Origin of the sequence: Parasphingopyxis algicola, from assembly GCF_013378075.1 — a bacterium.
Taxonomy (GTDB): Bacteria; Pseudomonadota; Alphaproteobacteria; order Sphingomonadales; family Sphingomonadaceae; genus Parasphingopyxis; species Parasphingopyxis algicola.
In genome coordinates this window covers 2,701,341-2,724,123 of sequence record NZ_CP051131.1, presented here as the reverse complement: position 1 = coordinate 2,724,123, position 22,783 = coordinate 2,701,341, and the positions used below count along the sequence as shown (strand labels likewise).

General features: G+C 61.9%; 23 protein-coding genes and 1 other RNA gene. 9 read left to right on the top strand and 15 right to left on the bottom strand.

Annotated elements, in window-relative coordinates:
- Positions 1 to 91: 91 nt before the first annotated feature.
- Positions 92 to 1,618, bottom strand: a complete 1,527-nt coding sequence (locus HFP57_RS13620) for a DUF389 domain-containing protein (RefSeq protein WP_246263167.1) — start codon at positions 1,616 to 1,618, stop codon at positions 92 to 94.
- A 150-nt stretch (positions 1,619 to 1,768) separates the two neighbouring features.
- Between HFP57_RS13620 and HFP57_RS13615 the strand changes: the two genes are divergently transcribed.
- The gene (locus HFP57_RS13615; RefSeq protein ID WP_176870296.1) at positions 1,769 to 2,410 is read left to right on the top strand and encodes a TetR/AcrR family transcriptional regulator; all 642 of its coding nucleotides are present in this window, start codon (positions 1,769 to 1,771) and stop codon (positions 2,408 to 2,410) included.
- 262 nt (positions 2,411 to 2,672) lie between these two features.
- Here the strand turns inward: HFP57_RS13615 and HFP57_RS13610 are convergent, their stop codons facing one another.
- The 7 genes from HFP57_RS13610 to HFP57_RS13580 all read right to left on the bottom strand — a co-directional run bounded on the left by HFP57_RS13610 (position 2,673) and on the right by HFP57_RS13580 (position 11,504).
- Entirely contained in the window at positions 2,673 to 3,197 is a 525-nt protein-coding gene (locus tag HFP57_RS13610) for a VOC family protein (RefSeq protein WP_176870295.1), read from the bottom strand.
- Positions 3,198 to 3,201: 4 nt separating this feature from the next.
- The gene (locus HFP57_RS13605) at positions 3,202 to 3,861 is read right to left on the bottom strand and encodes a carboxymuconolactone decarboxylase family protein (protein ID WP_176870294.1); all 660 of its coding nucleotides are present in this window, start codon (positions 3,859 to 3,861) and stop codon (positions 3,202 to 3,204) included.
- 25 nt (positions 3,862 to 3,886) lie between these two features.
- The gene (gene acnA / locus HFP57_RS13600) at positions 3,887 to 6,577 is read right to left on the bottom strand and encodes an aconitate hydratase AcnA (protein ID WP_176870293.1); all 2,691 of its coding nucleotides are present in this window, start codon (positions 6,575 to 6,577) and stop codon (positions 3,887 to 3,889) included.
- Positions 6,578 to 6,729: 152 nt separating this feature from the next.
- The gene (locus tag HFP57_RS13595; RefSeq protein ID WP_176870292.1) at positions 6,730 to 7,965 is read right to left on the bottom strand and encodes a hypothetical protein; all 1,236 of its coding nucleotides are present in this window, start codon (positions 7,963 to 7,965) and stop codon (positions 6,730 to 6,732) included.
- Between the two features lie 28 nt (positions 7,966 to 7,993).
- Positions 7,994 to 9,565 carry an ATP-binding protein gene (locus HFP57_RS13590; RefSeq protein WP_176870291.1) on the bottom strand — a complete coding sequence of 524 codons (1,572 nt, stop codon included), beginning with the start codon at positions 9,563 to 9,565 and terminating at the stop codon, positions 7,994 to 7,996.
- A 228-nt stretch (positions 9,566 to 9,793) separates the two neighbouring features.
- Positions 9,794 to 10,702, bottom strand: coding sequence for an IS1595 family transposase (locus HFP57_RS13585; protein WP_176870290.1), 909 nt, complete (start codon positions 10,700 to 10,702; stop codon positions 9,794 to 9,796).
- Positions 10,668 to 11,504, bottom strand: a complete 837-nt coding sequence (locus HFP57_RS13580; protein WP_176870289.1) for an NACHT domain-containing protein — start codon at positions 11,502 to 11,504, stop codon at positions 10,668 to 10,670. Before HFP57_RS13580 ends, HFP57_RS13585 begins: the two co-directional genes overlap by 35 nt.
- A gap of 91 nt (positions 11,505 to 11,595) precedes the next feature.
- Between HFP57_RS13580 and HFP57_RS13575 the strand changes: the two genes are divergently transcribed.
- Positions 11,596 to 12,252, top strand: a complete 657-nt coding sequence (locus HFP57_RS13575; RefSeq protein ID WP_176870288.1) for a hypothetical protein — start codon at positions 11,596 to 11,598, stop codon at positions 12,250 to 12,252.
- Between the two features lie 392 nt (positions 12,253 to 12,644).
- Here HFP57_RS13575 and ssrA read toward each other — a convergent pair.
- Together ssrA and HFP57_RS13565 are read right to left on the bottom strand one after the other, a co-directional pair.
- Positions 12,645 to 13,012, bottom strand: a transfer-messenger RNA (tmRNA) gene (ssrA, locus tag HFP57_RS13570).
- Between the two features lie 376 nt (positions 13,013 to 13,388).
- Entirely contained in the window at positions 13,389 to 13,664 is a 276-nt protein-coding gene (locus tag HFP57_RS13565; RefSeq protein ID WP_176870287.1) for a hypothetical protein, read from the bottom strand.
- A 271-nt stretch (positions 13,665 to 13,935) separates the two neighbouring features.
- Here HFP57_RS13565 and HFP57_RS13560 point away from each other — a divergent pair, with 271 nt between their 5' ends.
- From HFP57_RS13560 to HFP57_RS13545, 4 genes are all read left to right on the top strand, one after another.
- Entirely contained in the window at positions 13,936 to 14,460 is a 525-nt protein-coding gene (locus HFP57_RS13560) for a TPM domain-containing protein (RefSeq protein WP_176870286.1), read from the top strand.
- 5 nt (positions 14,461 to 14,465) lie between these two features.
- Positions 14,466 to 15,008, top strand: coding sequence for a TPM domain-containing protein (locus HFP57_RS13555; RefSeq protein WP_176870285.1), 543 nt, complete (start codon positions 14,466 to 14,468; stop codon positions 15,006 to 15,008).
- Between the two features lie 17 nt (positions 15,009 to 15,025).
- Positions 15,026 to 15,580 carry an NUDIX hydrolase gene (locus HFP57_RS13550; RefSeq protein WP_176870284.1) on the top strand — a complete coding sequence of 185 codons (555 nt, stop codon included), beginning with the start codon at positions 15,026 to 15,028 and terminating at the stop codon, positions 15,578 to 15,580.
- Between the two features lie 131 nt (positions 15,581 to 15,711).
- On the top strand, positions 15,712 to 16,302 hold the full coding sequence (locus tag HFP57_RS13545) for a GNAT family N-acetyltransferase (protein WP_246263166.1): 591 nt from the start codon (positions 15,712 to 15,714) through the stop codon (positions 16,300 to 16,302).
- Positions 16,303 to 16,575: 273 nt separating this feature from the next.
- Here HFP57_RS13545 and HFP57_RS13540 read toward each other — a convergent pair whose 3' ends face one another.
- Positions 16,576 to 16,854 carry an ETC complex I subunit gene (locus HFP57_RS13540; protein WP_176870283.1) on the bottom strand — a complete coding sequence of 93 codons (279 nt, stop codon included), beginning with the start codon at positions 16,852 to 16,854 and terminating at the stop codon, positions 16,576 to 16,578.
- Positions 16,855 to 16,973: 119 nt separating this feature from the next.
- On the opposite strand from HFP57_RS13540, the gene HFP57_RS13535 reads away from it, so the two are divergent.
- Positions 16,974 to 17,444 (top strand): DUF7282 domain-containing protein, encoded by a 471-nt coding sequence (locus tag HFP57_RS13535; protein WP_176870282.1) that lies wholly within the window; start codon positions 16,974 to 16,976, stop codon positions 17,442 to 17,444.
- Positions 17,445 to 17,747: 303 nt separating this feature from the next.
- Here HFP57_RS13535 and HFP57_RS13530 read toward each other — a convergent pair whose 3' ends face one another.
- Genes HFP57_RS13530 through HFP57_RS13520 form a run of 3 tightly spaced genes read right to left on the bottom strand, consistent with a single transcriptional unit; the run spans position 17,748 to position 19,353 of the window.
- A complete protein-coding gene (locus HFP57_RS13530) occupies positions 17,748 to 18,497 on the bottom strand; it encodes a sterol desaturase family protein (RefSeq protein ID WP_176870281.1) in 750 nt (249 codons plus the stop codon).
- A complete protein-coding gene (locus HFP57_RS13525) occupies positions 18,494 to 18,901 on the bottom strand; it encodes a DUF4345 domain-containing protein (RefSeq protein ID WP_176870280.1) in 408 nt (135 codons plus the stop codon). The genes HFP57_RS13530 and HFP57_RS13525 overlap by 4 nt, the downstream gene beginning before the upstream one ends.
- Positions 18,898 to 19,353 carry a DUF2721 domain-containing protein gene (locus HFP57_RS13520; protein WP_246263165.1) on the bottom strand — a complete coding sequence of 152 codons (456 nt, stop codon included), beginning with the start codon at positions 19,351 to 19,353 and terminating at the stop codon, positions 18,898 to 18,900. The genes HFP57_RS13525 and HFP57_RS13520 overlap by 4 nt, the downstream gene beginning before the upstream one ends.
- A 105-nt stretch (positions 19,354 to 19,458) precedes the next feature.
- On the opposite strand from HFP57_RS13520, the gene HFP57_RS13515 reads away from it, so the two are divergent.
- Positions 19,459 to 20,712, top strand: coding sequence for a multidrug effflux MFS transporter (locus HFP57_RS13515; RefSeq protein ID WP_176870279.1), 1,254 nt, complete (start codon positions 19,459 to 19,461; stop codon positions 20,710 to 20,712).
- A gap of 228 nt (positions 20,713 to 20,940) precedes the next feature.
- On the opposite strand, the gene HFP57_RS13510 is transcribed toward HFP57_RS13515, so the two are convergent.
- On the bottom strand, positions 20,941 to 21,726 hold the full coding sequence (locus HFP57_RS13510) for a class I SAM-dependent methyltransferase (RefSeq protein ID WP_176870278.1): 786 nt from the start codon (positions 21,724 to 21,726) through the stop codon (positions 20,941 to 20,943).
- A gap of 136 nt (positions 21,727 to 21,862) precedes the next feature.
- Between HFP57_RS13510 and HFP57_RS13505 the strand changes: the two genes are divergently transcribed.
- Positions 21,863 to 22,660, top strand: coding sequence for a sulfite exporter TauE/SafE family protein (locus HFP57_RS13505; protein WP_246263164.1), 798 nt, complete (start codon positions 21,863 to 21,865; stop codon positions 22,658 to 22,660).
- Positions 22,661 to 22,783 lie beyond the last annotated feature (123 nt).

Below are 22,783 nucleotides of genomic sequence, written 5' to 3'. Positions count from 1 at the left end.
GCGACGGTGTTTGCGGCTCTGGATTGCTTCGCTGCGCTCGCAGTGACGAAACGTATCCCAAAGGAACAGCGATCGATTTACCGACTCGCGCTTATTCCTCCTCGCCGCCGTCCGGCGCCAACCAGCTCAGCGCGACGAAACCGGGCTGATCGCCGGGCAGCCGCCGCACATCGATCCCCGCGTCGCGCATCCGCTCCATGACCACCGCGACCGCGGCGTCCGATCCGGAAACGCCGACCGGCACCGCCAGCCGCTCTGCCGCCCAGATCGCGATGACCATATTGCGCTGTCCGGCCGCATCGGGCTCACCATCGGCAAAACCGATCGCGGGCAGGTCCTTGGCCGGGGGAACGACCTGGACGTCCCAGTCTTGCGCGCGGCCGTTGGCCCGGCCTTCGAGCGCATAATAGGTCTCGAGTTCCGCGCCCGGCAGCGCCCGCACCCGGACGATCGCGCGCCGGGCATTGCGATCGACCGTCACCTCGTCCGCATTGACGCCGGCGATCAGCGCCAGCCGGTCGGTCAGGTCGGCAATCTCCTCGCGCGTCGCGGCCGCCTGTTCCCGCATCCGGGCGAGGGCCAGTTCCGCGCTGTCGGTCGTGCTTTCGGTGTCCACCTGGAACTGGCGCAGGTCGACATTCACCATCCGCCCCAGTTCGCGCCGCAACGTCCGCTGCGCGCGCTCCTCGGCGCCGCCGACGATCTCGGGCGTCAGCACCGAGGCCGTGACGGTGATCGGCTCCGCATCGAAATCGAAATCGAGTTGCGAGATGCGCGCCGCGTCGCCGAACTCGTCGCCGACGAGAGCCTGGGCCTGGCGGGTCGCATTGGCCTCCCAGGAGATCTGGCGCAGCGAAAAGCCGAGCGGAATCGCGAGCGCCACGAATACGGTGACGATGACGACCGACTGGGCGACACTCTGCTTGGACGAGAGATAGGTGCTGAAGCCGTAGATGCGCGCCATGACCGCCGCGGTCAGCGCGATCGTCATCAGGTTGGTGAAGAACAGGAACAGCGCCCCGCCGAACACCGCCCAGTTGAAGGTGGCGAGGCCGAAACCGATCGCGGCGAGCGGCGGCATCAGCGCGGTCGCAATGGCGACGCCGACGATCGTGCCGTCGCGGCCGCGGATCATCGCATAGGCGCCGGCCAGCGCGGAAAACAGCGCCACGCCGAGATCGAACAGGTTGGGGCGGGTGCGCGCCGCGATCTCCGAGGTGATCGTCTGGAGCGGCGACATGGCGACGATGATGGCGCAGAAGAGGATCGCGACGATCGTGCCGAGCCCCAATGCGCGTCCCGCATCCCTGAGCCAGCGGAAATCGCCGACCGCCAGCGCGAACCCGATGCCGAGAATGGGGCCCATCAGCGGCGATAGCAGCATGGCGCCGATCACGACCGCCGGCGAGGAGAGCAGCATGCCGAGGATCGCGATCCCGGCCGACATGCAGGTCATGAAGACATAACGCGGCGTCCAGCCCGATTCGCCGCGCACCTTTTCGATCACCGCGACCTGATCGACCTCGCGGCAGACCATCCGCCACCAGCGGCGGATCAGGGCGATCGAGCCGCTGACCGGATTGCGATTTATCCCGCTATCAGCCTGTCCATTCGCCATTTTTCAGCCATCCCCAAGTGGAAAGGGCTGCCATAGGCGCAACGCTCCGGTGCGACAATTCTCCCTTGCCTATAGTGATAATTGATATTAGTTATTGTTTATCATAAAACTGTCATGTGGATGCGATACAGTAGCATCAAGGAGATTATCATGGCCCGTCCCCAAACCGATCACGATGCTGCTGCCGAGCAGTTGCTCGAGGCTGCCGAACAGCTGATCCGCGAACGGGGGGCAGTCGTCCCGAGCGTCACCGATATCGCCAATGCCTGCGGCATGTCGCAATCCAATGTGTACCGTTTCTTCCCCAGCAAGGAGGCCCTTATGGAGGCCTCTGTCGAGCGCTGGTTCCGCCCGTTCAACGATATGATGGAAGAGGTGGTCGAGAGCGATCTCCCGCCGCGCGAGAAGCTGTACCAGTTCTTCGCGCGGCGCGCCGCGGAAAAGCGGCGACGCTATGAAGAAGATCGCGACTATTTCATGGCCTGCATGGCGCTCGGCGAAGAGCATCATGAGGTGATCATGAGCTATGTCGATCTCGCCGATCACTATATGGCGACGATCCTCGCCGAGGCCATTTCGGACGGCGAATTTCCGGGCATGACGATCGACGGGCTGATGTCGCCGGTCAATCTGATGCTGGCGCCCTTCTGCGATCCGGCCCTGATCCCGCGCTATGAGAGCGCGAATATGGATAACCTCCGGATCGCGATCAACACTCTGTTCAACGGTCTCAGCGCGAAATGCGCGGAAGCGCCCGAGGCGAGCGGAACACCGCTGAAGCTGGCGTCGTAAGGCGGGTAGCGGTTTCGCAACGCTATTATCTGTCAGAACGTTGTTAGCGCAACGTTGCGGCACCGGGTTTTGATTGTCAGAGACTTTCTGGCGAAAGTTCGCCGCACCGGCCCGCACCCCCTCCCGACCTCCCACGAGCATACCCTGAATGGGAGGTCGGGAGGGGGTGCGGGCCGGTGCGGCGCTCAACCGACAGGTTGAGTCTGACAAATGGAATCCGGTGCCGCGATTTCGCGCGAGAGAAATTCTGACAAACTAATACTTATCCCGCCGGCCAGTTCTTCATCGATCCGGGCGGCGGACTCGCCTGCATTTCCGTCTCGTCGAGCGCGGCCAGGGCACGCTCGCGGTCGGCTTCGGTGAATTCGCCGGTCGTCAGGCAGAATTCGATCATGTTGCCGTTGGGATCGCGCGTATAGACCGAGCGGCACCAGTTGTGATCGATCTCGAGCACGTCGCGCCCGGCATCGTTCCAGCGCTCGCGCCAGCCATCCAGCTCCGCGCGCGTATCCACGGCGAAGCTGTAATGATTGGTGCCCTGCGGCATCTTTGCCGCCGCGTTGAGGTCGTGCACCTGATCCGCCTGTCCCGGGACGTCGTGCAACTCCCAGAAAGCGATGAAGCGGCTATCGTCGGCGTCCATGCGGTAGAAGAAATGCTTGCCCCAGCCGCCGCCCATGACCGGCGCGATCTCCACCTTGACGAGCTCGAACCCCATCACGCCCTCGTAGAAATCGTGGATCGCCTTCATGTCCTTCGCCGCGAGCGCGAGATGATGATAGGCCATGGCGCTATTCCTCCTGTCCTCTGTCGCGGTGCCGATGGTCGACCATGCCCATCACATCGGCAGTCGCGCCTTCGGGCGCGGGCACCTCGGCGACCGGATCGTCGACATCGTCATATTCGAGCCGGAGCGCCCGGCTCATCACCGCATGCATCATATAGGTCGCGGTAATATAGGTCAGCTCGAGGATCTCCTCGTCCGAGAGATGCTTTTTGAGCGTGTCGAACACGCCGTCCGGCACGCGGCCATGCTGGAGCACGAGACAATCGGTATAGGCGAGCACGGCGCGCTGGATCTCATCGAAACAGTCGGCAACCGGCCAATGGGCGATGGCCTCGGCCTGCTCGTCGGTCAGCCCGGCAAAGCGGGCGGCCTTCATATGCTGCGAATAGACGAAGCGCGATCCGACCGCATAGCCGGCCCGCGTCTGGCCGAGCTCGCACAGCACGGGATCGAGCTTGCGCTGGTCCGAACGGTAAAAGCCGAAGCCCTCGGTCGTGTGCTTGAAGGCATCGGGCACGAGCGCGAACACCGTCCACCAGTTTCCCGGCGTGCCTGTCGCGGTACCCGGCTCGGCGACCGGATCGCGATCGCCGAACAGGGCGGTGTAGAGCGCGCGGACATAATCGTCCGCCTCGTCCTTCGAAACTTCTCCCAACCGCGGCATGGCGGGAAGCCTAGCGCATGTTCGGCTAGGCCGCCAGATTCCGCAGCACATAATGGAGGATGCCGCCGTGGCGGAAATACTCCATCTCGTTCGCGGTATCGATGCGGCAGAGCGTTTCGAAGGTTGCTGTCTCGCCGTTGGCGCGCGTCATTTCGACCTCCACGGTCTGGCGCGGATCGATATCGGCGACGCCCAGAATCGTGAACGTCTCGGTGCCGTCCAGCCCCAGGGTTTCGCGGGTCACGCCCTCGGCGAACTGCAGCGGGAGAACGCCCATTCCGACCAGGTTCGAACGGTGGATACGCTCGAAGCTTTCGACGATCACGGCCTTGACGCCGAGCAGGTTCGTGCCCTTCGCGGCCCAGTCGCGGGAGGAGCCGGTGCCATATTCCTTGCCGGCGATGACCACCAAGGGCGTGCCTTCGGACTGATAGCGCATCGCGGCATCGTAGATCGACATCTGCTCTCCGCTAGGGATGTGGCGGGTGTAGCCGCCTTCGACATTGTCGAGCATCTGGTTCTTGATGCGGATGTTGGCGAAGGTGCCGCGCATCATGACTTCGTGGTTGCCGCGGCGCGAGCCGTAGGAGTTGAAGTCCTTCCGGCTAACCTGATGATTTGTAAGATATTCTCCGGCCGGCGAGTCCTCCTTGATCGCGCCGGCGGGCGAAATATGATCCGTCGTGATCGACTGGCCGAACAGCGCCAGCGGCCGCGCGTCGACGATATCCTCGATGGCTTCCGGCTCCATCGTCATCCCTTCGAAATAGGGCGGATTCTGGACGTAGGTGCTGCCCGACCGCCAGCTATAGGTCGCGCTCGGCTCGACATCGATCGAGCGCCACATTTCGTCCCCATCGAAGACATTGGCGTACCGGGTCTCGAACATATCGCGATTGACATGCGCCTGGATCGTCTCGGCCACTTCGGCGTTGGACGGCCAGACATCGGCGAGGAACACGTCCGCCCCGTCGCTCCCCTGCCCCAAAGGCGTGTCGGTGATATCCTCCGTCACCGTCCCCTTCAGCGCATAGGCCACCACCAGCGGCGGGCTCGCGAGGAAGTTCGCGCGCACATCCTGGCTCACGCGCCCCTCGAAATTCCGGTTCCCCGACAAGACGCTCGCCGCCACCAGATCGTTCTCGTTCACGGCTTTCGAGATCGGCGGCGCCAGCGGCCCGCTATTGCCGATGCACGTCGTGCAGCCATAGCCGACCAGATCGAAGCCCAGCGCGTCGAGATCGTCCTGCAACCCCGAGCTTTCCAGATAATCCGTCACCACCTGCGATCCGGGCGCGAGGCTCGTCTTCACCCAGGGCTTCACGCTCAGCCCCTTTTGGCGCGCCTTCTTCGCGACCAGCCCGGCCGCCGCCATCACCGCCGGGTTCGAGGTGTTGGTGCAGCTCGTAATCGCCGCGATCACGACATCGCCATCGCCGATATCATGGTCGACGCCCTCGACCGGCACGCGCTTCCCGTCGCGCCCATAGACGCTCTGCATCTCGCCATTAAAGAGTTCATCGACCTCGGGCAGCACGACCTTGTCCTGCGGCCGCTTCGGCCCCGCGAGGCTCGGCACCACCATGCCCATGTCGAGCGCGAGCGTGTCGGTGAATTCCGGATCGGGATCGTCGACATTGTGCCAGAGCCCCTGCTCCTTGCAATAGGCCTCGACGAGCGCGATCTGCCACTCGTCGCGCCCGGTCAGGCGCATATATTCGGTCGTCTTCTCGTCGATCGGGAAGAAGCCGCAGGTCGCGCCATATTCGGGCGCCATATTGGCGATCGTCGCCCGATCGGCCAATGTGAGCGACTTCAGCCCCTCGCCGTAAAACTCCACGAACCGCCCGACCACGCCCTTTTCGCGCAGCATCTGGACGACCGTCAGCACGAGATCGGTCGCGGTCACGCCCTCGGCCATCGCGCCGGTCAGGTGAAAGCCGACCACTTCGGGGATCAGCATCGAGATCGGCTGGCCGAGCATCGCGGCCTCGGCCTCGATCCCGCCGACGCCCCAGCCCAGCACGCCGAGCCCGTTGATCATCGTGGTGTGCGAGTCCGTGCCGACCAGCGTGTCCGGATAGGCGACCAGATCGCCGTCCGCATCCTCGCTGCTCCACACGCCCTGCCCCAGATATTCGAGGTTCACCTGGTGGCAGATGCCCGTCCCCGGCGGCACGACGCGGAAATTGTCAAACGCGCCCGCGCCCCATTTCAGAAACTCGTAGCGCTCCATATTGCGCTGATATTCGAGCGCGACATTCTCCTCGAACGCGGTCGGCGTGCCGAACTCATCCACCATGACACTGTGATCGATGACGAGATCGACGGGCACCTGCGGATTGATCTTCTCCGCCGCGCCGCCCAGCGCCACGATCCCGTCCCGCATCGCCGCCAGATCGACGACCGCCGGCACCCCGGTAAAATCCTGCATCAACACCCGCGCCGGGCGGTACTGGATCTCCCGCGAAATCCGCCGCTCCTTGAGCCAGTCCGCCATTGCCGTGAGGTCGTCCGTGGTCACCGTCTTCCCGTCCTCGAAGCGCAGCAGATTCTCGAGCAGCACCTTCATGCTGAACGGGAGGCGCGAGAGATCTACATCAGATTTTGGGCCCAGCTTCTCTGCCGCCTTGGCGAGCGAATAATATTGGACGGTCTTGCCCTCGACCGTGAGGGAGGAACGGGTGGAAAGCGTGTCGTGGCCGGTCTGGGTCATAAGAGTCTTTCGTCGCAAAGTGGTACTTTGCGCCGGAAGGGGAACGCGGCGGGGCGCGGCGACCGGCGGCAAAGCGGGTGAATCAGTCGGGAAGGGTTTAGCGGGATGGGGCGCGTGGGGGAAGAGCTCCTAAGCTCCAATCGCTTCCGAGGCTATTTGGCCTTCGGTCGTCGCACGCGAGCCCCTATCGCTTTCGCGGACTGAAAAACCGCAGGATTATGATGAATGCTCGCCATGTACAGCGTTGGTCGGACGCCCAGCCCATCGATAATTCTGTTTTCGTCTATGACCGCCATTGCAGCTGTACTAGCAAGCGCCCCATCTAGCGAAACCACCAAGTGCATTCTATCACCTAGTTTATCACCAATATAATATGGATGCCTGCTGCTCAAAATATCCATACGGTCAATTGCTTCCAAGCCCTGTATCAGAGAGATAAATTCCTCGTATGACGGGAATCTATATGGATCTCGTTCGTTGTTCTCCAGTTTCTGAAGATCGACCAGCGACATCACAGCAAATTCATTCAGCTCATCATCTTGATTAACCTCTCTTGGTATTACCCATTCCAAATTGTATTCTACGTCCCAAATTCTCCAATTGCTGCCACGTTCGTTTAAAAATAGACTGTTGCCTCTCCATGTCGGACTAATTGTCTTGTGTCGAATACCTCTTGCTGTCTTCGACTTAAACGTTCTATCCAGAATCGTTCCTGATATACGAGCCGGCGGATTGGGCGGCGCAGACAAGGGTATCAGCCCTGTTTTATTTAAATCTCGTTTAAGAATACTCTCTGCAACTTCCACGCTATCTTGGTCAATTGATACGTAGCCCCAACTTATAAATAGCTCTTTCATTAAGTCCGTCCATTTCAGCGAAAAGCATTTCTCCTCTCCTTCGATCGCTGCGACTACAAAGAAATACTCGAGTATCGATCTATGCGCGAACTTGAAGCCCCCGTCCCCATCACGATTTAGAAGAGATCGTGACGTTAAGTGATCCCAATACTTAACATCTACATTTTTAGTTGTTGCAACTGCCATCAATTCATTAACGCTGACTCTATCACCGTGCCCGTTCGATTGCTTTTCAAATATGTGTACGGCAAGCTTCTTCGAAGAGATGTACAATATGTCTTTTGGAATCCAGTGACTTTCTCTAATTAGCCACTGTTCAATCATAAATCTGTACAGCTCAAATATTTCAGATACCTCTCTCCGTTCTCGAACCAAATCGGGCAAAAGTTCAAGCAGCATTGGCCTAACACTTAATTCTGGAACCCTTTCAACCAAGCTCTTAGCTTTTCGGCGATTTGGTAAGCCGTAAAAGGCGAGTATCGGAAACTGACGATTTATATATTTGTTTATCTGTCCTTTATCAAAAGGCATCAAATACGCATGGTATATTTTATCCCGTTTATCCCCTTGAAGCAGGTGATTTAGTGCCGAGGACGAGGTAGTATTTTCGCCATCGGTTGCGCGCTTTCCCGGGCGTCTGTCCCACAATTCCCATGTCCATCAGATGATCGAAAAACGCTCTTGTGGCTCGCCAGTCTTTACCCACTAGAAGCATGGCATCATTAACATTCAAGTCCTTGCCGTCCGCTAATGCGTTGACGATCATTTTTTCCTCTTGGCACAGATTCTCGTAAATCTTCTGGTCAATGCCGGGCGCGGCCTCGGCCCTGATAAAAGATTTCCGATGCTCTATCGCATTTTCCAGCACCACACTCACTTGGAAAATGCCGATTTCTTTGGACGAAAAAATTGGGTCGGGAAGGTTAGCTTCACGCATTCCCCTTCGCATCCTTCGAGTTCCCTCAAAGGCGCACTGCACAAAATCAAGATAATACATGCCCCACATGAGATTGGGGTTCCGCGGATTGTGCGCGTCGTAAACGGATTCAGCCGTCGTCGGTGGCATAAACCCTCCCGGACTTTCTACGACAAGTTTGTCCTCAAACATTTTCACAAAGATGTTCATGTTTTTGAGATTGTAGGATCGATGCACAGCTGCGTTGACGAGTGCTTCAAGCCAAACTTCGCGGGGATATTCCGGGCTTGTCACAAAGCGCCCATCAGCTCCTAGCCGCGTGAAATTTCGAATTTGCTGGGCTATGAAAGTTTCTGCGTCAGCTATCTGATTGGGCAGCGCGCCGTCGAACGTTTCGTCTGCCAACACATTCATACTCGTGCCGAATTGCTCTTCTATGCCGTCATATCGGCGCACCCGAATGAACGCCCCAGGTAGCACCCGTCGCGGGTCTTTCGCGAACATTAGCGCGCACGCAATATTGGGCTCAAAGCCGTTCGGGCCAGATTTGCCCATCTTCGTCAAATAGAGCACATCTTCAATGCTGTAGTCGCGTCGGGAGAGACTTCTTTTCCGCACAAATTCGGAATGAAACAGTGCTAAAAGATCAGCATTAAAGTCGTCGGGATAACGCAGCGCAACGCCATCAGATTCAAAATCTAGCTCACCCTTGTTGAGCCGTATCTCTCGTTTTTCTGCTTCCGAAAGGCGTCTCTTAGACTCACCCTCGCGGACATATGCTTCGCCGCTTGCGCACTCGACTAATTTGTCGTGCCGGTAGTGCACCCGTACCGCCAACACGAAATCGTCCGCCCCTTTGTCGTTAGTAACGGGGATTTCCTTGAACTCGACCTTTGCATCTGGGCAATACGTTCGCACCGATCTTAGATCATTCAGATGGGTGGTGGCGGCATTCGCGCACCCGCGAATTTCCCCTGAATTTGCTACCCCGATAAAAACAACCCCGCCGTGCGGCTGCGTGTTTGACCACATCGAAACGTAAACCGCGAGATCGCGCGCGTGAACTTCAACACGCTTCCGTTCGACGCGGTGGTCTTCACCAAACCCCTCGATCACGGACTGGTCACAGGCATTGTAAATATCGTCTGCCGTCCAAAGTTGTGGTAGTGTGCGCTCTGGAGGCTGTAGATCGAGGGAAAACTGGTCGTTGCTCATGTTAGCCTTTGTCGACTATATGCAGACTAAACGCATAGTCTGTTGTTTTTAAAAGGTATTATAGTCTGCAACAATGCAGACTAAGAATCGCAAGAAAGGATAGCGCTATGCTGTCGTTACGTGAAGCGCTGGAAACCGGACGATTAGATGAATTTACCGATCAGGCAGAGGCCGATGGCGTAGGTCCAATTCCCTCTGCTGAGTTCGACTCCCGATTGGGGAGCGTCATCAAAGTGCCCCAACCAGAAGATCAAACATCCCGTTCGCCCGGTCGCGATGGTTCGCCCGAAAAGTGAACTCGCTAAGATAGCGGCTCATATATTTCTCGCTGATATGGACGTGGGTTGAGCGAACCGACGCCTTAAACAGACGCCAGAAGCCTTCAACCGAATTGACATGGTGGTTCTCGCCAGTCTGATAATCGTAGTAGGCATATTCGCGCTTGCCGTGCTTCACGACGCCGTGACGGTAGCCGTCTTTCGTGAGTAAGTTGTAGCTGTAAAGCTCGTCCGTCGAGACAACCGATCCCGGCTCAACATTTTCCAGCGTCACCTTGCGCAGCGTGTCTTTCTTCACGTTCGGGATGACCTTGGCTTTCATGGAGCCACCGCGCTCGACAAGGCCCATGACGATAGTCTTGCCCGGCGCACCGCGCCCGCGCTTACCGCCCGACCGCTTGCCGCCTACATAGGCCTCATCAAGCTCGACATGGCCGGACAGAAGCGCGGCAACATCGGCTTGTTCGGTAAGCTGGCGAATTTGCTGCCCCATGCGCCACGCCGTCTTATAGGTCACGCCAAGCTGGCGTTGCAGCTCTTTGCCCGACACGCCGTGGCGCGTCGTGCAGAACAGATAGATCGCATAGAACCACGAAACGAGCGGCGTCCGGGTGCGGTGCAGGACCGTCCCGGCGCACGGATAGACATGATGCCCGCAAGCCGAGCAACTATAGGCCGGGCGCTTTTCCAGCTTGTGGAAGGTCGCGCCAACGGTGCCGCATGACGGGCAGTCGAAGCGGGTGCCGCCATAGCGAACGTCCATGATGTGCGCGAGACAGGCATCGTCATCCGGGAAGCGCTGGAAAAACTCGCGAACGCTAAATTCAGGTGAGGCAGAGGGGCTTTTCTTGTTGTCCATAGCCCGCAGTATACGGGCAATCTACACGTGCGTCAAGGGGATAAACGGGTATTTTATAGGTTGCAGACTCTCCACCTTTTCGCGGAACCAGCATGGAGACACCTGTATCGACCGGTATGTGGTCCTGATCTTCAAAAAATTGGGATCGGCAAGTTACAATTACTACTAGATAATCTGTTGCAGCAATAAGTATTTCTGATAGTTTTTCGTTATAATTTACAATCGCTTCTGAATTCTCATCCAATGCATCCAATAATAGAATTGTATTTCGCTTATTTTTAATTGCCGCGATATATTCCATGCATTCGGGATGCGCGAGACTGACCAAGGCTACATGGTGTTCCGGAGTAAATTTTTTTTGAGCATGTAAGAAATAGTTTAGGCAAAACGACGTCTTACCCATTCCAGAGTCTGCGAGGATCATAAGATGTTTTCGCCGGCCAGACACTTCGACATAACGATCAACGACTTTGAATATTCGCTCCCTGACGTCTGCTGTGTATCTCAAGTCAGATTCGTTTGACGGATCGGTAGGAGAGCAATCTGGTTCGACGTAAGTGAGGAAGGAAGCTTTGAGAGCGCCTTTTGAGAACGGACCAGCAAATACTGCTTGATCCATCTGGCTTGATAGTCTGCGAGCATTGAGGCGCGCGCGCAATGTAGCAAAGAAATAGGAAATTCTACCTACAATCAAAGCGGACGCTAACAGCGTGGTCAGCGCGCTAATAATCGCGATCAAATTGATTGATTGGAACATCCCCGCCTCCAATTCCTCGAGCCTCTGCTTTTCGGTACTGATCAATCGATAGCCCGTATGCAACTTATTCCCTGTCCTACAGACCCCCGGATAGTATAAATAGATCGGCTCCATTCCCTGTGTGAGGAGCCCGATCATGGCCGATCCCGATCCGCCGCGCCTGCCTGCGCCGCAAAAAGAACCGCTTACCCTGAGCCTGTCGAAGGGCTGTCCTTCTTCTTCAACCGGGCAAAGTAAGGGCAAGGCTTCGACAGGCTCAGCCCAAACGGAATTGGTTGAGACCAACTCCCCTGCCCTCAACCCGCCTGCCCTCGCGAAGGCGGGGGATTGGGAGTATCGCACCCGGCATGACGGGTGGACGACGCCCCGAAAACGAAAATTCCTCCATGCGCTGGCGCGGACGGGCTGTGTGCGGGATGCGTGCGCGATTGCGCATATCTCCTCGACCAGCGCCTATCGCCACCGCAGGCGCGATGCCGGGTTCGCGGCGGCCTGGGAGCGGGCGCTGACCGAGGCGTTGCCGGTGCTGGAGGCGGCGGCGTTCGAGCGGGCGGTGGAGGGGGTGTGGGAGCCGGTCGTCTCGGGCGGCAAGGTGGCGGTCTACCGGAAACGCTATTCGGACGCGATCCTCGTGACCTTGCTGAAGCGCGCGGACGCGGCGGCGGACCGGCGCGCTGCGGACGATATCGGCGAGGAGGACGCGATCGCGGCGCTCGATGCGCAGCTCGCGATCGTGAAGGCGCGGATGGAAGGCGGGGCGTTTCCGGAGGGGGATGACGCGGACGGGGGTTGAGCGGCGGTGTTTGTTCGTCAGACTCAACCTTGCGGTCGAGCGCGGCACCGCCCTCCGATGGCATCCAACGACGCTTTGCGCCGCCGGAGCCTCTGCCATCTCCGCCCGCTCCCCCTCCCGGAGTCTCTTTTGTCAGACTCGACCTATCGGTCGAGCGCGGCACCGGCCCGCACCCCCTCCCGGCCTCCCAACAGGGTACACTCAATGGGAGGCCGGGAGGGGGAGCGGGCCGGTGCCGCGACATTGCGATAGCAATGTTCTGACAAGAGAAACCCGGGGCGGCGCCTGAGGCGAAGCCGAAGGCCTGACGAAAGAAGCGGGGACCCCGCAAAGTACCACTTTGTGGGGATTGGAGTGGGGCGCTTCTGTTGCTCGGTGCGCCCCGGACCGCCGGTTTCCACTTCTGTTGCCGGGCGTGGTCCAGCCCCGTTATTGTCGTTGTAACTTAAGCCGTGAGGCTATGCGTTACGCAGCAATAGCAAGTGCTTCGTTATCGTTGGCACTTATGGTTTGTGAACGGTTTTGCGGCGCATTCAGGCCGGGCGAAAAGTGGCGTCTTTCAACACACGTCGATCCTGGTTCGGCCCCATCTTGGCGGGTGGAAATCGTCGGGAAACCCTCGGAAAACCGCCCACTATGGTGGAGCCGCCGGGTACTGCCCCCGGGTCCGCTGTGTCTATTGCACGACACCGTTTATCGCCATAGCCGGAGCAAGCCCCGGCAGCCCCAATATAGGGCTTCGCGCGTTAATGGGAAGTGAGCGCGGGAAAGCGGCGATTTTGGCGGGATTGGGCGGGTTTGTCGGGGGCTTTGTTTGTCAGAATTTCCATAGCAGGAAATCGCCGCACCAGATTCTTGTTTGTCAGACTCGACCTTGCGGTCGAGCGCGGCACCAGCCCGCTCCCCCTCCCGACCTCCCATTGAGTGTACCCTAGTGGGAGGTCGGGAGGGGGAGCGGGCTGGTGCGGCGACATTGCGATAGCAATGTTCTGACAAGTGAACCCCGGCGCGGCGCCTGAGGCGAACGCCGAAGGTCTGACGAACCAACGAAAACGGCGCTGCGGGGAGTGACCCGCAACGCCGTCAATGCCATGGGAGGCATTACCGTAAATGGCTCGTATCCGGTTGTCCGAAGACTATTCCTGCGTGTCGCCGATGCCGGTCTCGCTCGGGGCGATCTCGCCGTCATCGTCCATCGCGTTGGCGGCTTCCTCGCCCTGTTCCTCGACGATATCCGCCTGCTCTTCGAGCGCTTCTTCCCGCGCCTCGCTGGTCGCTTCGTCGGCCATTTCGTCGATCGCTTCGGCCTGCTCTTCGGCCGCATCTTCGACGGCGTCCGCTTCCGGGCTCTGGCAGGCGCCGAGCGCGAGGGCGGCGGAGGCAGCGACAGTGGTGAAAATCATCTTCTTCATGGTGTTGTATTCCCTGTGTTTGTTTTCGGGCTTTTAACGGCGATTACGGCGCCGCAGTCCACCCTTCCAATGAACGGAGCCGGACAAAGGTTCCAACGAAATCGGGATTCGGTCGGATCCGGTTCTTCAGTCCCGACCGATCGGCCGAGTATGGCGGTTTCTTCCGTCGGAATTTTCCGCGCGGAAATTCGCGGACTCGCCGGGCCAAGCCTGTTTCGCGGGCGTTCCAAATATGCGATGGCCCGGACTTTGCCGCAGAGGAACTGTTTCGATGAAAATCTCCACCATGATCCCGGCCGGGACGATCGCCGTCGCGCTTGCGCTGACCGCGTGTAGCGGCGAAGCCGCCACCCAGAATGAAGACGATGAAGCGGCGGCCGCGGCGACGGAGGACACGGCCGCGGACGATGCCGCCGCCCATGACGCATCGGGCTATGCCGAGGACGAGACGGACGGCCTGGTCGACGCCGCGCTCATCGCCACCCTCAACGAGAAGCTTGCGGCCTTCCACGCGGACAGCGGACAGGACGTCCACATCATCCTCGGGATGACGACCGACGGCGCCGATATCGAAACGATCGCCGAGGAACGGCGTACCGAACGCGAGGCCGATGCGCTGATCTACGTCGCCGGAGCGGACCAGGCGTTGGCTGTCGTCGGCGAAGGGTTGGACGAAGCCTTTACCGGCGACACCGAGGTGGCGATGATCGCGCATTTCGAGGAGAACGAGCTGGCCGAGGGATTGAACGCCGGGGCCGATGCGCTGATCGCGCGGCTCGGCAATCAGGGGGAATAGGCACAATGCGATATCGGAGCCCGATCGCGATTACGGGCATGGCGCTTGCTCTCGCCGCCTGTAGCGGCAGCGCCGGTGGCGATGCCGAAGCCGCCGGAGCGGCGACCGTGGACGAGGCCGCTGTCGCAGAAGACGGGCGCGAGGGCCCGATCGACTATGTGAAGGATATCGGGCTGCTCGAGGAAGGCATGGATGCGCAGCTGAACGAGCGGCTCGCCGCCTTTCACGCGGAAACCGGTCACGAGGTCCATATCGCGGTGATCCTGAGCACCGACGACACCGATATCGAGCAAAAGGCGGCCGAGATGGTCGGCGAACGCGGCATCGGCGCGGGCGGCGCGCTTATCCTGATCGCCGCGGCCGACGAGGCGATCGCCATCGTCCCGGCGACCGGCGCACACGAAGCCCTGACCCGCGAGTTTACCGACGCGACCGAATCGGAAATGGCCGCGCATTTCGATGCGGGCGAGGTGTCCGAAGGGTTTGACAGCGCCGTCGACGCGCTGACCGCCCGGCTCGGCGGCGTCGAACGCATCGCCGCGCGCTAAGGCCGTAAACCCGCATTATGAGCGATCCCGTCACCACCCACTGGGCCGGCAACTATCTCGCCATCCTCCAGGAGGGCCGCTGGGAATATGTGAGCCGGGTGCGCGGCATCGGCGCGGCGGCCTTGCTGGCGATCGACGCGGCGGGTGACGGCGATACCGGCGGCGATCATGTGATCCTCGTCGAGCAGTACCGGGTGCCGCTCAAGGCCAACTGCCTGGAATTTCCGGCCGGGCTCGTCGGCGACGACACGGCCGGCGAGGATCCGGTCGAGGCCGCCCGCCGCGAGCTGGAAGAGGAAACCGGCTATCGCGCGGGAAAGATCGAGAATCTCGGCCGCTTCTGCTCCTCGCCCGGGATGACAAGCGAGACCTTCGCCCTGCTCAAGGCGACGGCGCTGGAAAAAGTCGGCGCTGGCGGCGGCACCGACCATGAAAATATCATCGTCCACCGCGTCCCGCTGACCGGCGTCGCGGATTTCGTGGCGGCGAAGCGGGACGAGGACTGCGTGATCGACGTGCGGATGCTGGCGTTGCTGGGGGCGGGCTGGTTGGCCGGCGACGATCGGGCCTGATCCCGCCCGGCAGGCATAGCCCGTCGACCGCTTTCGGGCGCCATCTTGAAAAACAACGCCCGTTCCCACGCTCGCTACAACGCAAGCCAGTCATGGCGTCCCGATCCCGAAACACGGTTCAGGACAAGATGATGACGATGATCGCAGTGAAATCCGCAAAATCCCATGGCGAGCGCGCCGGGGCCAAAGCCGCAATCACGCTCGGCTTCGTCGCCGATCCCGTCGCGCGCTGGGTATGGCCGGACAGCGATATCTATGCGCGCGCCATGCCGGATTTCGTGACCGCCTTTTGCGGGCGGGCGTTCGACGAAGGCACGGCCGACATGACGGCGTGCGGCGGGGCGGCGGCCTGCTGGCTGCCGCCGGACTTCTTTCCCGACGACGAGGCGGTAATGACGGTGATCGCCGGTTCGGTCCCCGACGACCGGATGGACGCGATCGAGGATTTTTTCGCGCAGATGGATGAAGCCCACCCCGAAACGCCCTGCTGGTATCTGCCGCAAATCGCGGCCGATCCGTTTCGCCAGGGTCGCGGGCTCGGCAGCGCGCTGCTCAAACACCGGCTGCGGCTGTGCGATGCGGACGGCGCGGCGGCCTATCTGGAATCGTCCAACTCGAAGAACAATCCGCTGTACGAGCGGCACGGGTTCGAACTGATGGGCGAGATCCAGACGGGCGACTCGCCGGTCATGTATCCGATGCTGCGCATGCCGCGCGGATAGGCCGTGCGTCGCGGCAAACCGTGCTAACGGGCCCGGGAACCGACCAGCAAGACCCGAAAGGCGCGCCGCCGATGCCCGACTGGCTAGATGCGCAGCGCGGTTTCGTGCGTACCTCGCCGGCATCCGTCGAAGAAGCGCGGCGAGCCGAATCGATGGGCTGGCCGGTCGTCCACCTCCAGGGCACCGATCTCCATCCGGCGACCGAGCTCGAGGAGACGGCGGACGCCATCCTTCGATGCCGCGCGGCGATGGGCCGGGAACTGAAGTCGGCTCCTAGCGGAAATTGTCGGCGTAGGCCTGGAGCTTCAGTTTCTTTTCGGGTCCCGGCACGACATGATAGGCGATGCCCTGCTTGTCGGCATAGGCTTTCGCGGCTTCCAATGTCGGGAAGGTCAGGCGGACCTGGCGGTTGGTGTCTGACGACCCGGCCCAGCCCGTCAGCGGATCGGCGCGCTGCGCTTCGCTCGGTTCGAATTCGAGAGTCCACAGGCCGACGCGGTGGCGGCCCGACTGCATGGCATTCTTCATCCGTTGGTAGATACGCGCGGACATGGGTGTTTCCTGAGCTGTGCCTGAACTGTGACAGCCGCCAGATGCCGCAGGTAGGCGGGCAGCGTCAAGGTGGATCGCCCTTTCCATATCCGATAAGTCCAGTCGGCAGGAGATATAATATGATCAGGATGGCAGCGGTTTGGACCTGTGCGGCGTTTCTTTCCGGCCCGGCGCTGGCCGCGGCTCAGGAGGACATGGCAGCACCGCCGCAGATCGAAACCGGCAATGGCGAACGCAATGCGATCCGGCTCGAAGGCGCAACCCGATCGGGCGCGACCTTCACCTTCCCCTCGGTGCGCATCGAGCGCGACGGCTTCCTCGTCATGCATCCGTTCCGTGACGGCGCTCCGGTGCCCACCGAATATGTGGGCGCGGCGCCGGTCCTCCAGGGGATCAGCCATGATGTGGGGATCACGATCAATGCGGTTCCGGAGACCGGCGAGATGTTCATCGTCATGCTCCATTACGACATGAACGAGGACCGGATTTTCGATTTCAACGACGGGGTTACCGTGCCCGACGCCCCGGTCTTCGAGGGCGACCGCCTGATCGCCCTGCGTTATGCGGCGCCGGAAGACAGCGGGGAATAGGGTTTTCTTTGTCGGACTCGACCTGACGGTCGAGCGCGGCAGATTCCTTTTGTCAGATCTTCGGCTTCGCCTCAGGCGCGGCACCGGGGGACTGTTTGTCAGACTCGACCTTGCGGTCGAGCGCGGCACCGCCCTCCGATGGCATCCAACGACGCTTTGCGCCGCCGGAGCCTCTGCCATCTCCGCCCGCTCCCCCTCCCGGCCTCCCAATAAGTTTACCCTGTGGGAGGCCGGGAGGGGGAGCGGGCCGGTGCCGCGATTTCGCGCTAGCGAAATTCTGACCCAAGAATCGAGTCTGACAAATCAACCCGCAAACGGATAAACCAGCAGCTTCCCGAAGCTCCGGTCCCGCTCGCCCTCGACGCCGATCGGCATGCCGATCCGGCGCGGCTTGGGATTGCGCGAGCCGAACAGCCGGTCCCAGAGTGAAAGGATCGCGGTGTAATTGCTGTCGGTGTCGGCCTGTATGTTCCGGTGATGCCGCCAGTGGATCGAGGGCGTGACGATGACGAAGGAGAGCAGCCGCTCGAACCGGGCGGGCAGGCGGATGTTCGAATGGTGGAACACGGCATTGGCGGTCAGGATCGCTTCGAACAACAGCAGCGTCGCCGCGTCGATGCCGAAGGCGAACGCCGGGATCAGCCGCATCGCGGCCGAGATCAGGATCTCGCCGAGATGGAAGCGGAAGGCCGAGCTCGCATCGAGATGCTCGTCGAGATGGTGCGGGGCGTGGAAGCGCCAGAGGAGCGGGATTTCATGATAGGCGCGGTGCATCCCATAGGTCCAGACATCGAGGATCAGCAATTGGACGAGGAGCGCGCCGAGCGCGCCCAGCCCTGCCAGCGGCACCAGCGGTTCGACGCCCGACGCGATCCGCCCGGTGAACGTCAGCAGCAGCGGCGCCGTGGCGAGCGCGATCAGCCCGAGCCCGATATTGCGCAGGATACGGCGGCGATTGTCGGCGGGCGGGGTTTGCGCGACGGCCAGCCGTTCGAGCGCGAACACAAGCGCCACCCAGAGCGCGAGCGCGCCCGCGAGCCAGGGATCGCTCATCGGACGCTCAAGCGCCGCGCGACCCGCGCCTGCCAGAGGATGAGCAGCGGGACGACGCCGAGCTCCATCACGAGGCCGAAGCGATGCCCTTCCGACGGCAAGCCGTATTCGGCCGCCGACCAGGCGCGCGCGAGGCCGCCCGCCACGACCATCGCGCCCAATAGCCGGAACCGCGCCGTCTTGGTCTCGATCCCCGGCACGCAGCTCGCAAAGGCGAGGCCGAGGATGAGGAAGATGCCGGACAGATAGCGGAAATGGCTGTCGAGATCGCGGACCGGCGGATCGCCGATCCCGGACAATATCGACGGCCCGATGGCGATGCTCGCCGCGCCCATGCCGATCGGGACGAGACAGGCGATCCCGGCCGCCAGCTGCAACAGCCGTTTCTCGCCCGCCGGGCTCATCGCTTCGGCTTGTCCAGCAGGTCGGCGCGGACATGGATCGACTTGTTCGCCAGATGCACCTCGTAGAGAAAGGTGATCAGGCCGAGGATCAACAGCCCCATGGCGCCGACAAAGGCCGCGGCGGTCATTCCGGTCAGTTCGATTTCGAACAGCCGCGCGGCGAACAGGCCGGCGACGACAAGGCAGACAGCGATCATCGAAATCGTGCCGAACAGGATGGAGAGGCCGGTGACCGTCATCCGCCGGTCGAGCATCCTGAGCTCCGCGATGCAGTCGTCATGTTCGGGTCCCGGTTCGCGCGGCAGGATATCGGCGATGATCCGTGCCCGGTCGACCACCCGGCCCAGCCGCCCGGCAGCGAGGATCAGGAACTGGCCGATCCCGACGAGCAGGAAGGCCGGCGCCAGCGCGAGCTGGATGGTGAGCGCGATGTCGGCAGGCATGGAGTCCATCACCCGCTTTCCATCAGGGCTCCGCCCCGCCCGGTCAAGCGCCGTCCGCCGCCGCTGCCCAATTAACGGGTTCCGCTGCACCGCAAAATGGCGCATGGGCCACGCATGACGAACGGAGCGCCTGACCGGCCGGCCCGCACGGTGCCGGGCTTCACCGAATTCGTCGCCATGGTCGCTTCGCTCATGGCGATGACGGCGCTCGCCATCGATGCGATGCTGCCCGCGCTGCCGGCGATCGGCGAGGCGCTGGACGTCGCCGCGGACAACGACCGCCAGCTCGTGATCGGTGCGCTGCTGATCGGCTTCGGCCTCGCCCAGATCGTCCACGGCCCGCTGTCCGACCGGTTCGGCCGCCGTCCGCTGCTCGTCGGCGGGCTGGGGCTCTATGCGGCCTCGAGCGTCGTCGCCGCCTTCGCCCAGTCGTTCGAGCTGCTGCTCGCCGCGCGCTTCTGCCAGGGCATCGCGGTCGCCGCGACGCGCGTCCTCGCCATCTCGATCGTCCGCGACCTCTATGTCGGGCGCAAGATGGCGCAGGTCATGTCCTTCGCGATGATGGTGTTCATGGCGGTTCCCGTGCTCGCGCCGCTGTTCGGCGAGATCATCCTCGCCTTCGCCTCGTGGCGCTGGATTTTCTGGATGTTCGCGGCGATCGGGATCGGCGTCGGCCTGTGGATCGGCTGGCGGCTCCCCGAAACGCTGAGCCCCGAAGACCGGCTGCCGCTGACGCCGGCCCGCATCGGGCGCGGCTGGCGGCATACGGTCACCGAGCGGAAGTCGCTCGGCTATATGCTCGCTTCGGCGATGCTGTCGGGCGCGCTGTTCGGCTTCATCAACTCGATCCAGCAGGTCATGTACGACACGTTCGACCGGCCCGACATGCTCGTGCCCGCCTTCGCGATGATCGCCGGCACGATGTCGGCCGCCTCGCTGCTCAATTCCCGCATCGTGCTCCGGCTCGGCACGCGGCTGGTATCGCACAGCGCACTGCTCGCCTTTATCGGCTTCGCGGCCGCCGGGGCGGTCATGGCCTATACCGGCAACAAGTCGCTCTGGGTGTTCCTGATCCTGCTCTCCGCGAACATGGGCGCATTCGGCCTGTGCGGCGCGAATTTCGGGGCGATGGCGATGGAGGAAATGGGCGCGATCGCGGGCACGGCCAGCTCGGTCCAGGGCGCGGTCGGCGTCCTCGTCGGCGCGGTGATCGGCGGCAGCATCGGGCAGATGTACGACGGCACGACCCTGCCGCTCTCGCTCGGCTTCCTCGTCTGCGGCAGCCTGGCGCTGGTCAGCGTTCTGGCGACCGAGCGCGGCCGGCTGTTCAACGAGGACGAATTGGCGAACGAGCCGGCGCGGGTTTGATCGGTCATACTCGACCTGAGGGTCAGTGCGGCGAACTTCTTTTTTTGTCAGAATTTTCCTGACGGAAAATCGCCGCACCGGCCCGCTCCCCCTCCCGGCCTCCCAATCAGGGTACGCTCGTGGGAGGCCGGGAGGGGGAGCGGGCCGGTGCGGCGACGTTGCGCTAGCAACGTTCTGACCGATAAATCCCGGTGCGGCGCTCAACCGCTAGGTTGTGAGTCTGACAAATTACGGCCGCCGGAAGCGCATCACGACCTTGTCGGTCCGGTGGCGAATGCTCGGATCGAAGGCCGAGGTCGTCAGGCTGTCCTCGGAGTTGCGCAGCAGGTCGCTTTCTTCCTCGAGGACGAAGCCCGCCGCCTCGAACTCGCGGCGGATGACCGCGGGATCGATCCGGTGCAGCGCATCGACGCTTTCGCGCGGCGCCATGCCGGCGGGCGCGACGCTGTCGATCACGCCCACCGTGCCGCCGGGCCTCAGCGCCTCATAGACGCCCGCGAGGAACATCTGCGGGGTCTGGCGGACGAAGCCGAAATCGGAACTCACGAAATAGACATCGTGGAAAATCAGGCTCAGCATCACGAAATCGAGGCTCGCCGCCGGATAGTTGATCTCCTGGATGCTGCCGATATCGGCGCGGAAATTGGCGTTGCGCTCGCCCGCAGCGTCGGTCGCCTCGCGCACGCTTTCCCGGGCCTCATAGGCGATTTCGGGCACGCTGCCGATGACAAGCCCCTCATCGCCCGCCACGCGGGCCAGCATGTCGACCCAATAGCCGGCGCCCATGCCCACCTCGAGGATGTTGTCGCCCGGCTCGACGCCGAAAAAGGCGAGGATCTCGGCGGGCCGGCGATGCTGGTCGAGCTCGACCATGGCTTCGGGGCGGCCCTCGGCGCCGACCGCCTCGGCGTAAAGCGCCGCATGCGCGCCATCCTGCGCGAAGGCCGATGTCTGCGGCAGCGTGGCGCACAGCAGCGCGACCGGTGCGAGGAAAAGTCCAAATTTCGAGTTCATGATATGGTCCCCAGTTGATGTCGGTGTTCCGGCACTCGCAGGACAGCCGGCGGGCGCAACCGGGTTTCGACTAACCGCCCGCGGCGGGGCTCTGAGCGCCGTCAGCGTTCGACAAGTGGCGGCGCCCCGCCGTTCGATGGCATTGCCCGCCCGATCCGGCTATCAGCGCGCCATGCTTGCGCCGCTGACGATCCTGCTGCCCGCCATCGCTTTCGTGACAGCGTTGATTTCGGGGATTTTCGGCATGGCGGGCGGGCTCGTCCTGATGGGCGCGCTGGCATTGCTGCTCCCTATCAGCGCGGCATTCGTAACCCATGGTATCATTCAGATCGTCTCCAATGGCTGGCGGGCCTGGCTCAACCGGCGCGATATCGTCTGGTCCGTCATCGGCTGGTACGCGCTCGCCTCGCTCGTCGCCGCGCTGGTCTTCGCCGGTATCGCCTGGATCATCGCCTGGGTGCCGCCGCGCCCGCTCGTGTTCGTCGCGCTCGGGCTGGTCGGCCTGTCGGTCTGGCTGCCGGCCAAACGCTTCGCGCTCGATGCGCGCCGGCCGCGCCACGCCTTCGCTTCGGGCCTGCTGGTGACCGGGACCAACCTGCTCGCGGGGGTCGCCGGGCCACTGCTCGACATCTTCTTCGTGCGCACGACGCTGACCCGCCACCAGATCGTCGCGACCAAGGCGTTCAGCCAGGTCTTTCCGCATCTCGCCAAGATCATCGTCTATGGCGGGCCGCTCGTCTTCGCGGCGGGGGGCGCCGAGATGCCCTGGCTGGCGATCCTGCTCGCGATCCCGCTGACGCTTGTGGGGACGCGCGCCGGCAAGGCCGTGCTCGACCGGATGACCGATACCGGCTTTCTGGGCTGGACGCGCTGGGTCGTCACCCTGATCGGACTGGCCTATCTGGCGCGCGGAATGACGATGATGGCGGGCTAAGGGATCGCCGGCTAAGGAAAATTCGCCGCCGCGCAATTTTCGAAAAAGTGAAATTCGTGCATGCGGTGCTGCGCCCGTTCATATTGCAGCGCACAATGGCCGACGCCTATCCCGGAACGCGGA

Excerpts from the sequence above, each read along its gene's own strand:
- HFP57_RS13530 (WP_176870281.1), bottom strand. The coding sequence starts at position 18,497 with ATGAGCGATCCCTGGCTCGCGGGCGCGCTCGCGCTCTGGGTGGCGCTT.
- HFP57_RS13525 (WP_176870280.1), bottom strand. The coding sequence starts at position 18,901 with ATGAGCCCGGCGGGCGAGAAACGGCTGTTGCAGCTGGCGGCCGGGATC.
- HFP57_RS13590 (WP_176870291.1), bottom strand. The coding sequence starts at position 9,565 with ATGAGCAACGACCAGTTTTCCCTCGATCTACAGCCTCCAGAGCGCACA.
- HFP57_RS13560 (WP_176870286.1), top strand. The coding sequence starts at position 13,936 with ATGAAAATCTCCACCATGATCCCGGCCGGGACGATCGCCGTCGCGCTT.
- HFP57_RS13535 (WP_176870282.1), top strand. The coding sequence starts at position 16,974 with ATGATCAGGATGGCAGCGGTTTGGACCTGTGCGGCGTTTCTTTCCGGC.
- acnA (WP_176870293.1), bottom strand. The coding sequence starts at position 6,577 with ATGACCCAGACCGGCCACGACACGCTTTCCACCCGTTCCTCCCTCACG.
- HFP57_RS13620 (WP_246263167.1), bottom strand. The coding sequence starts at position 1,618 with ATGGCGAATGGACAGGCTGATAGCGGGATAAATCGCAATCCGGTCAGC.
- HFP57_RS13575 (WP_176870288.1), top strand. The coding sequence starts at position 11,596 with ATGGCCGATCCCGATCCGCCGCGCCTGCCTGCGCCGCAAAAAGAACCG.
- HFP57_RS13555 (WP_176870285.1), top strand. The coding sequence starts at position 14,466 with ATGCGATATCGGAGCCCGATCGCGATTACGGGCATGGCGCTTGCTCTC.
- HFP57_RS13545 (WP_246263166.1), top strand. The coding sequence starts at position 15,712 with ATGACGATGATCGCAGTGAAATCCGCAAAATCCCATGGCGAGCGCGCC.
- HFP57_RS13595 (WP_176870292.1), bottom strand. The coding sequence starts at position 7,965 with ATGCCTTTTGATAAAGGACAGATAAACAAATATATAAATCGTCAGTTT.
- HFP57_RS13565 (WP_176870287.1), bottom strand. The coding sequence starts at position 13,664 with ATGAAGAAGATGATTTTCACCACTGTCGCTGCCTCCGCCGCCCTCGCG.
- HFP57_RS13550 (WP_176870284.1), top strand. The coding sequence starts at position 15,026 with ATGAGCGATCCCGTCACCACCCACTGGGCCGGCAACTATCTCGCCATC.
- HFP57_RS13505 (WP_246263164.1), top strand. The coding sequence starts at position 21,863 with ATGGCATTGCCCGCCCGATCCGGCTATCAGCGCGCCATGCTTGCGCCG.
- HFP57_RS13540 (WP_176870283.1), bottom strand. The coding sequence starts at position 16,854 with ATGTCCGCGCGTATCTACCAACGGATGAAGAATGCCATGCAGTCGGGC.
- HFP57_RS13610 (WP_176870295.1), bottom strand. The coding sequence starts at position 3,197 with ATGGCCTATCATCATCTCGCGCTCGCGGCGAAGGACATGAAGGCGATC.
- HFP57_RS13615 (WP_176870296.1), top strand. The coding sequence starts at position 1,769 with ATGGCCCGTCCCCAAACCGATCACGATGCTGCTGCCGAGCAGTTGCTC.
- HFP57_RS13605 (WP_176870294.1), bottom strand. The coding sequence starts at position 3,861 with ATGCCGCGGTTGGGAGAAGTTTCGAAGGACGAGGCGGACGATTATGTC.
- HFP57_RS13515 (WP_176870279.1), top strand. The coding sequence starts at position 19,459 with ATGACGAACGGAGCGCCTGACCGGCCGGCCCGCACGGTGCCGGGCTTC.
- HFP57_RS13520 (WP_246263165.1), bottom strand. The coding sequence starts at position 19,353 with ATGGACTCCATGCCTGCCGACATCGCGCTCACCATCCAGCTCGCGCTG.
- HFP57_RS13510 (WP_176870278.1), bottom strand. The coding sequence starts at position 21,726 with ATGAACTCGAAATTTGGACTTTTCCTCGCACCGGTCGCGCTGCTGTGC.
- HFP57_RS13585 (WP_176870290.1), bottom strand. The coding sequence starts at position 10,702 with ATGGACAACAAGAAAAGCCCCTCTGCCTCACCTGAATTTAGCGTTCGC.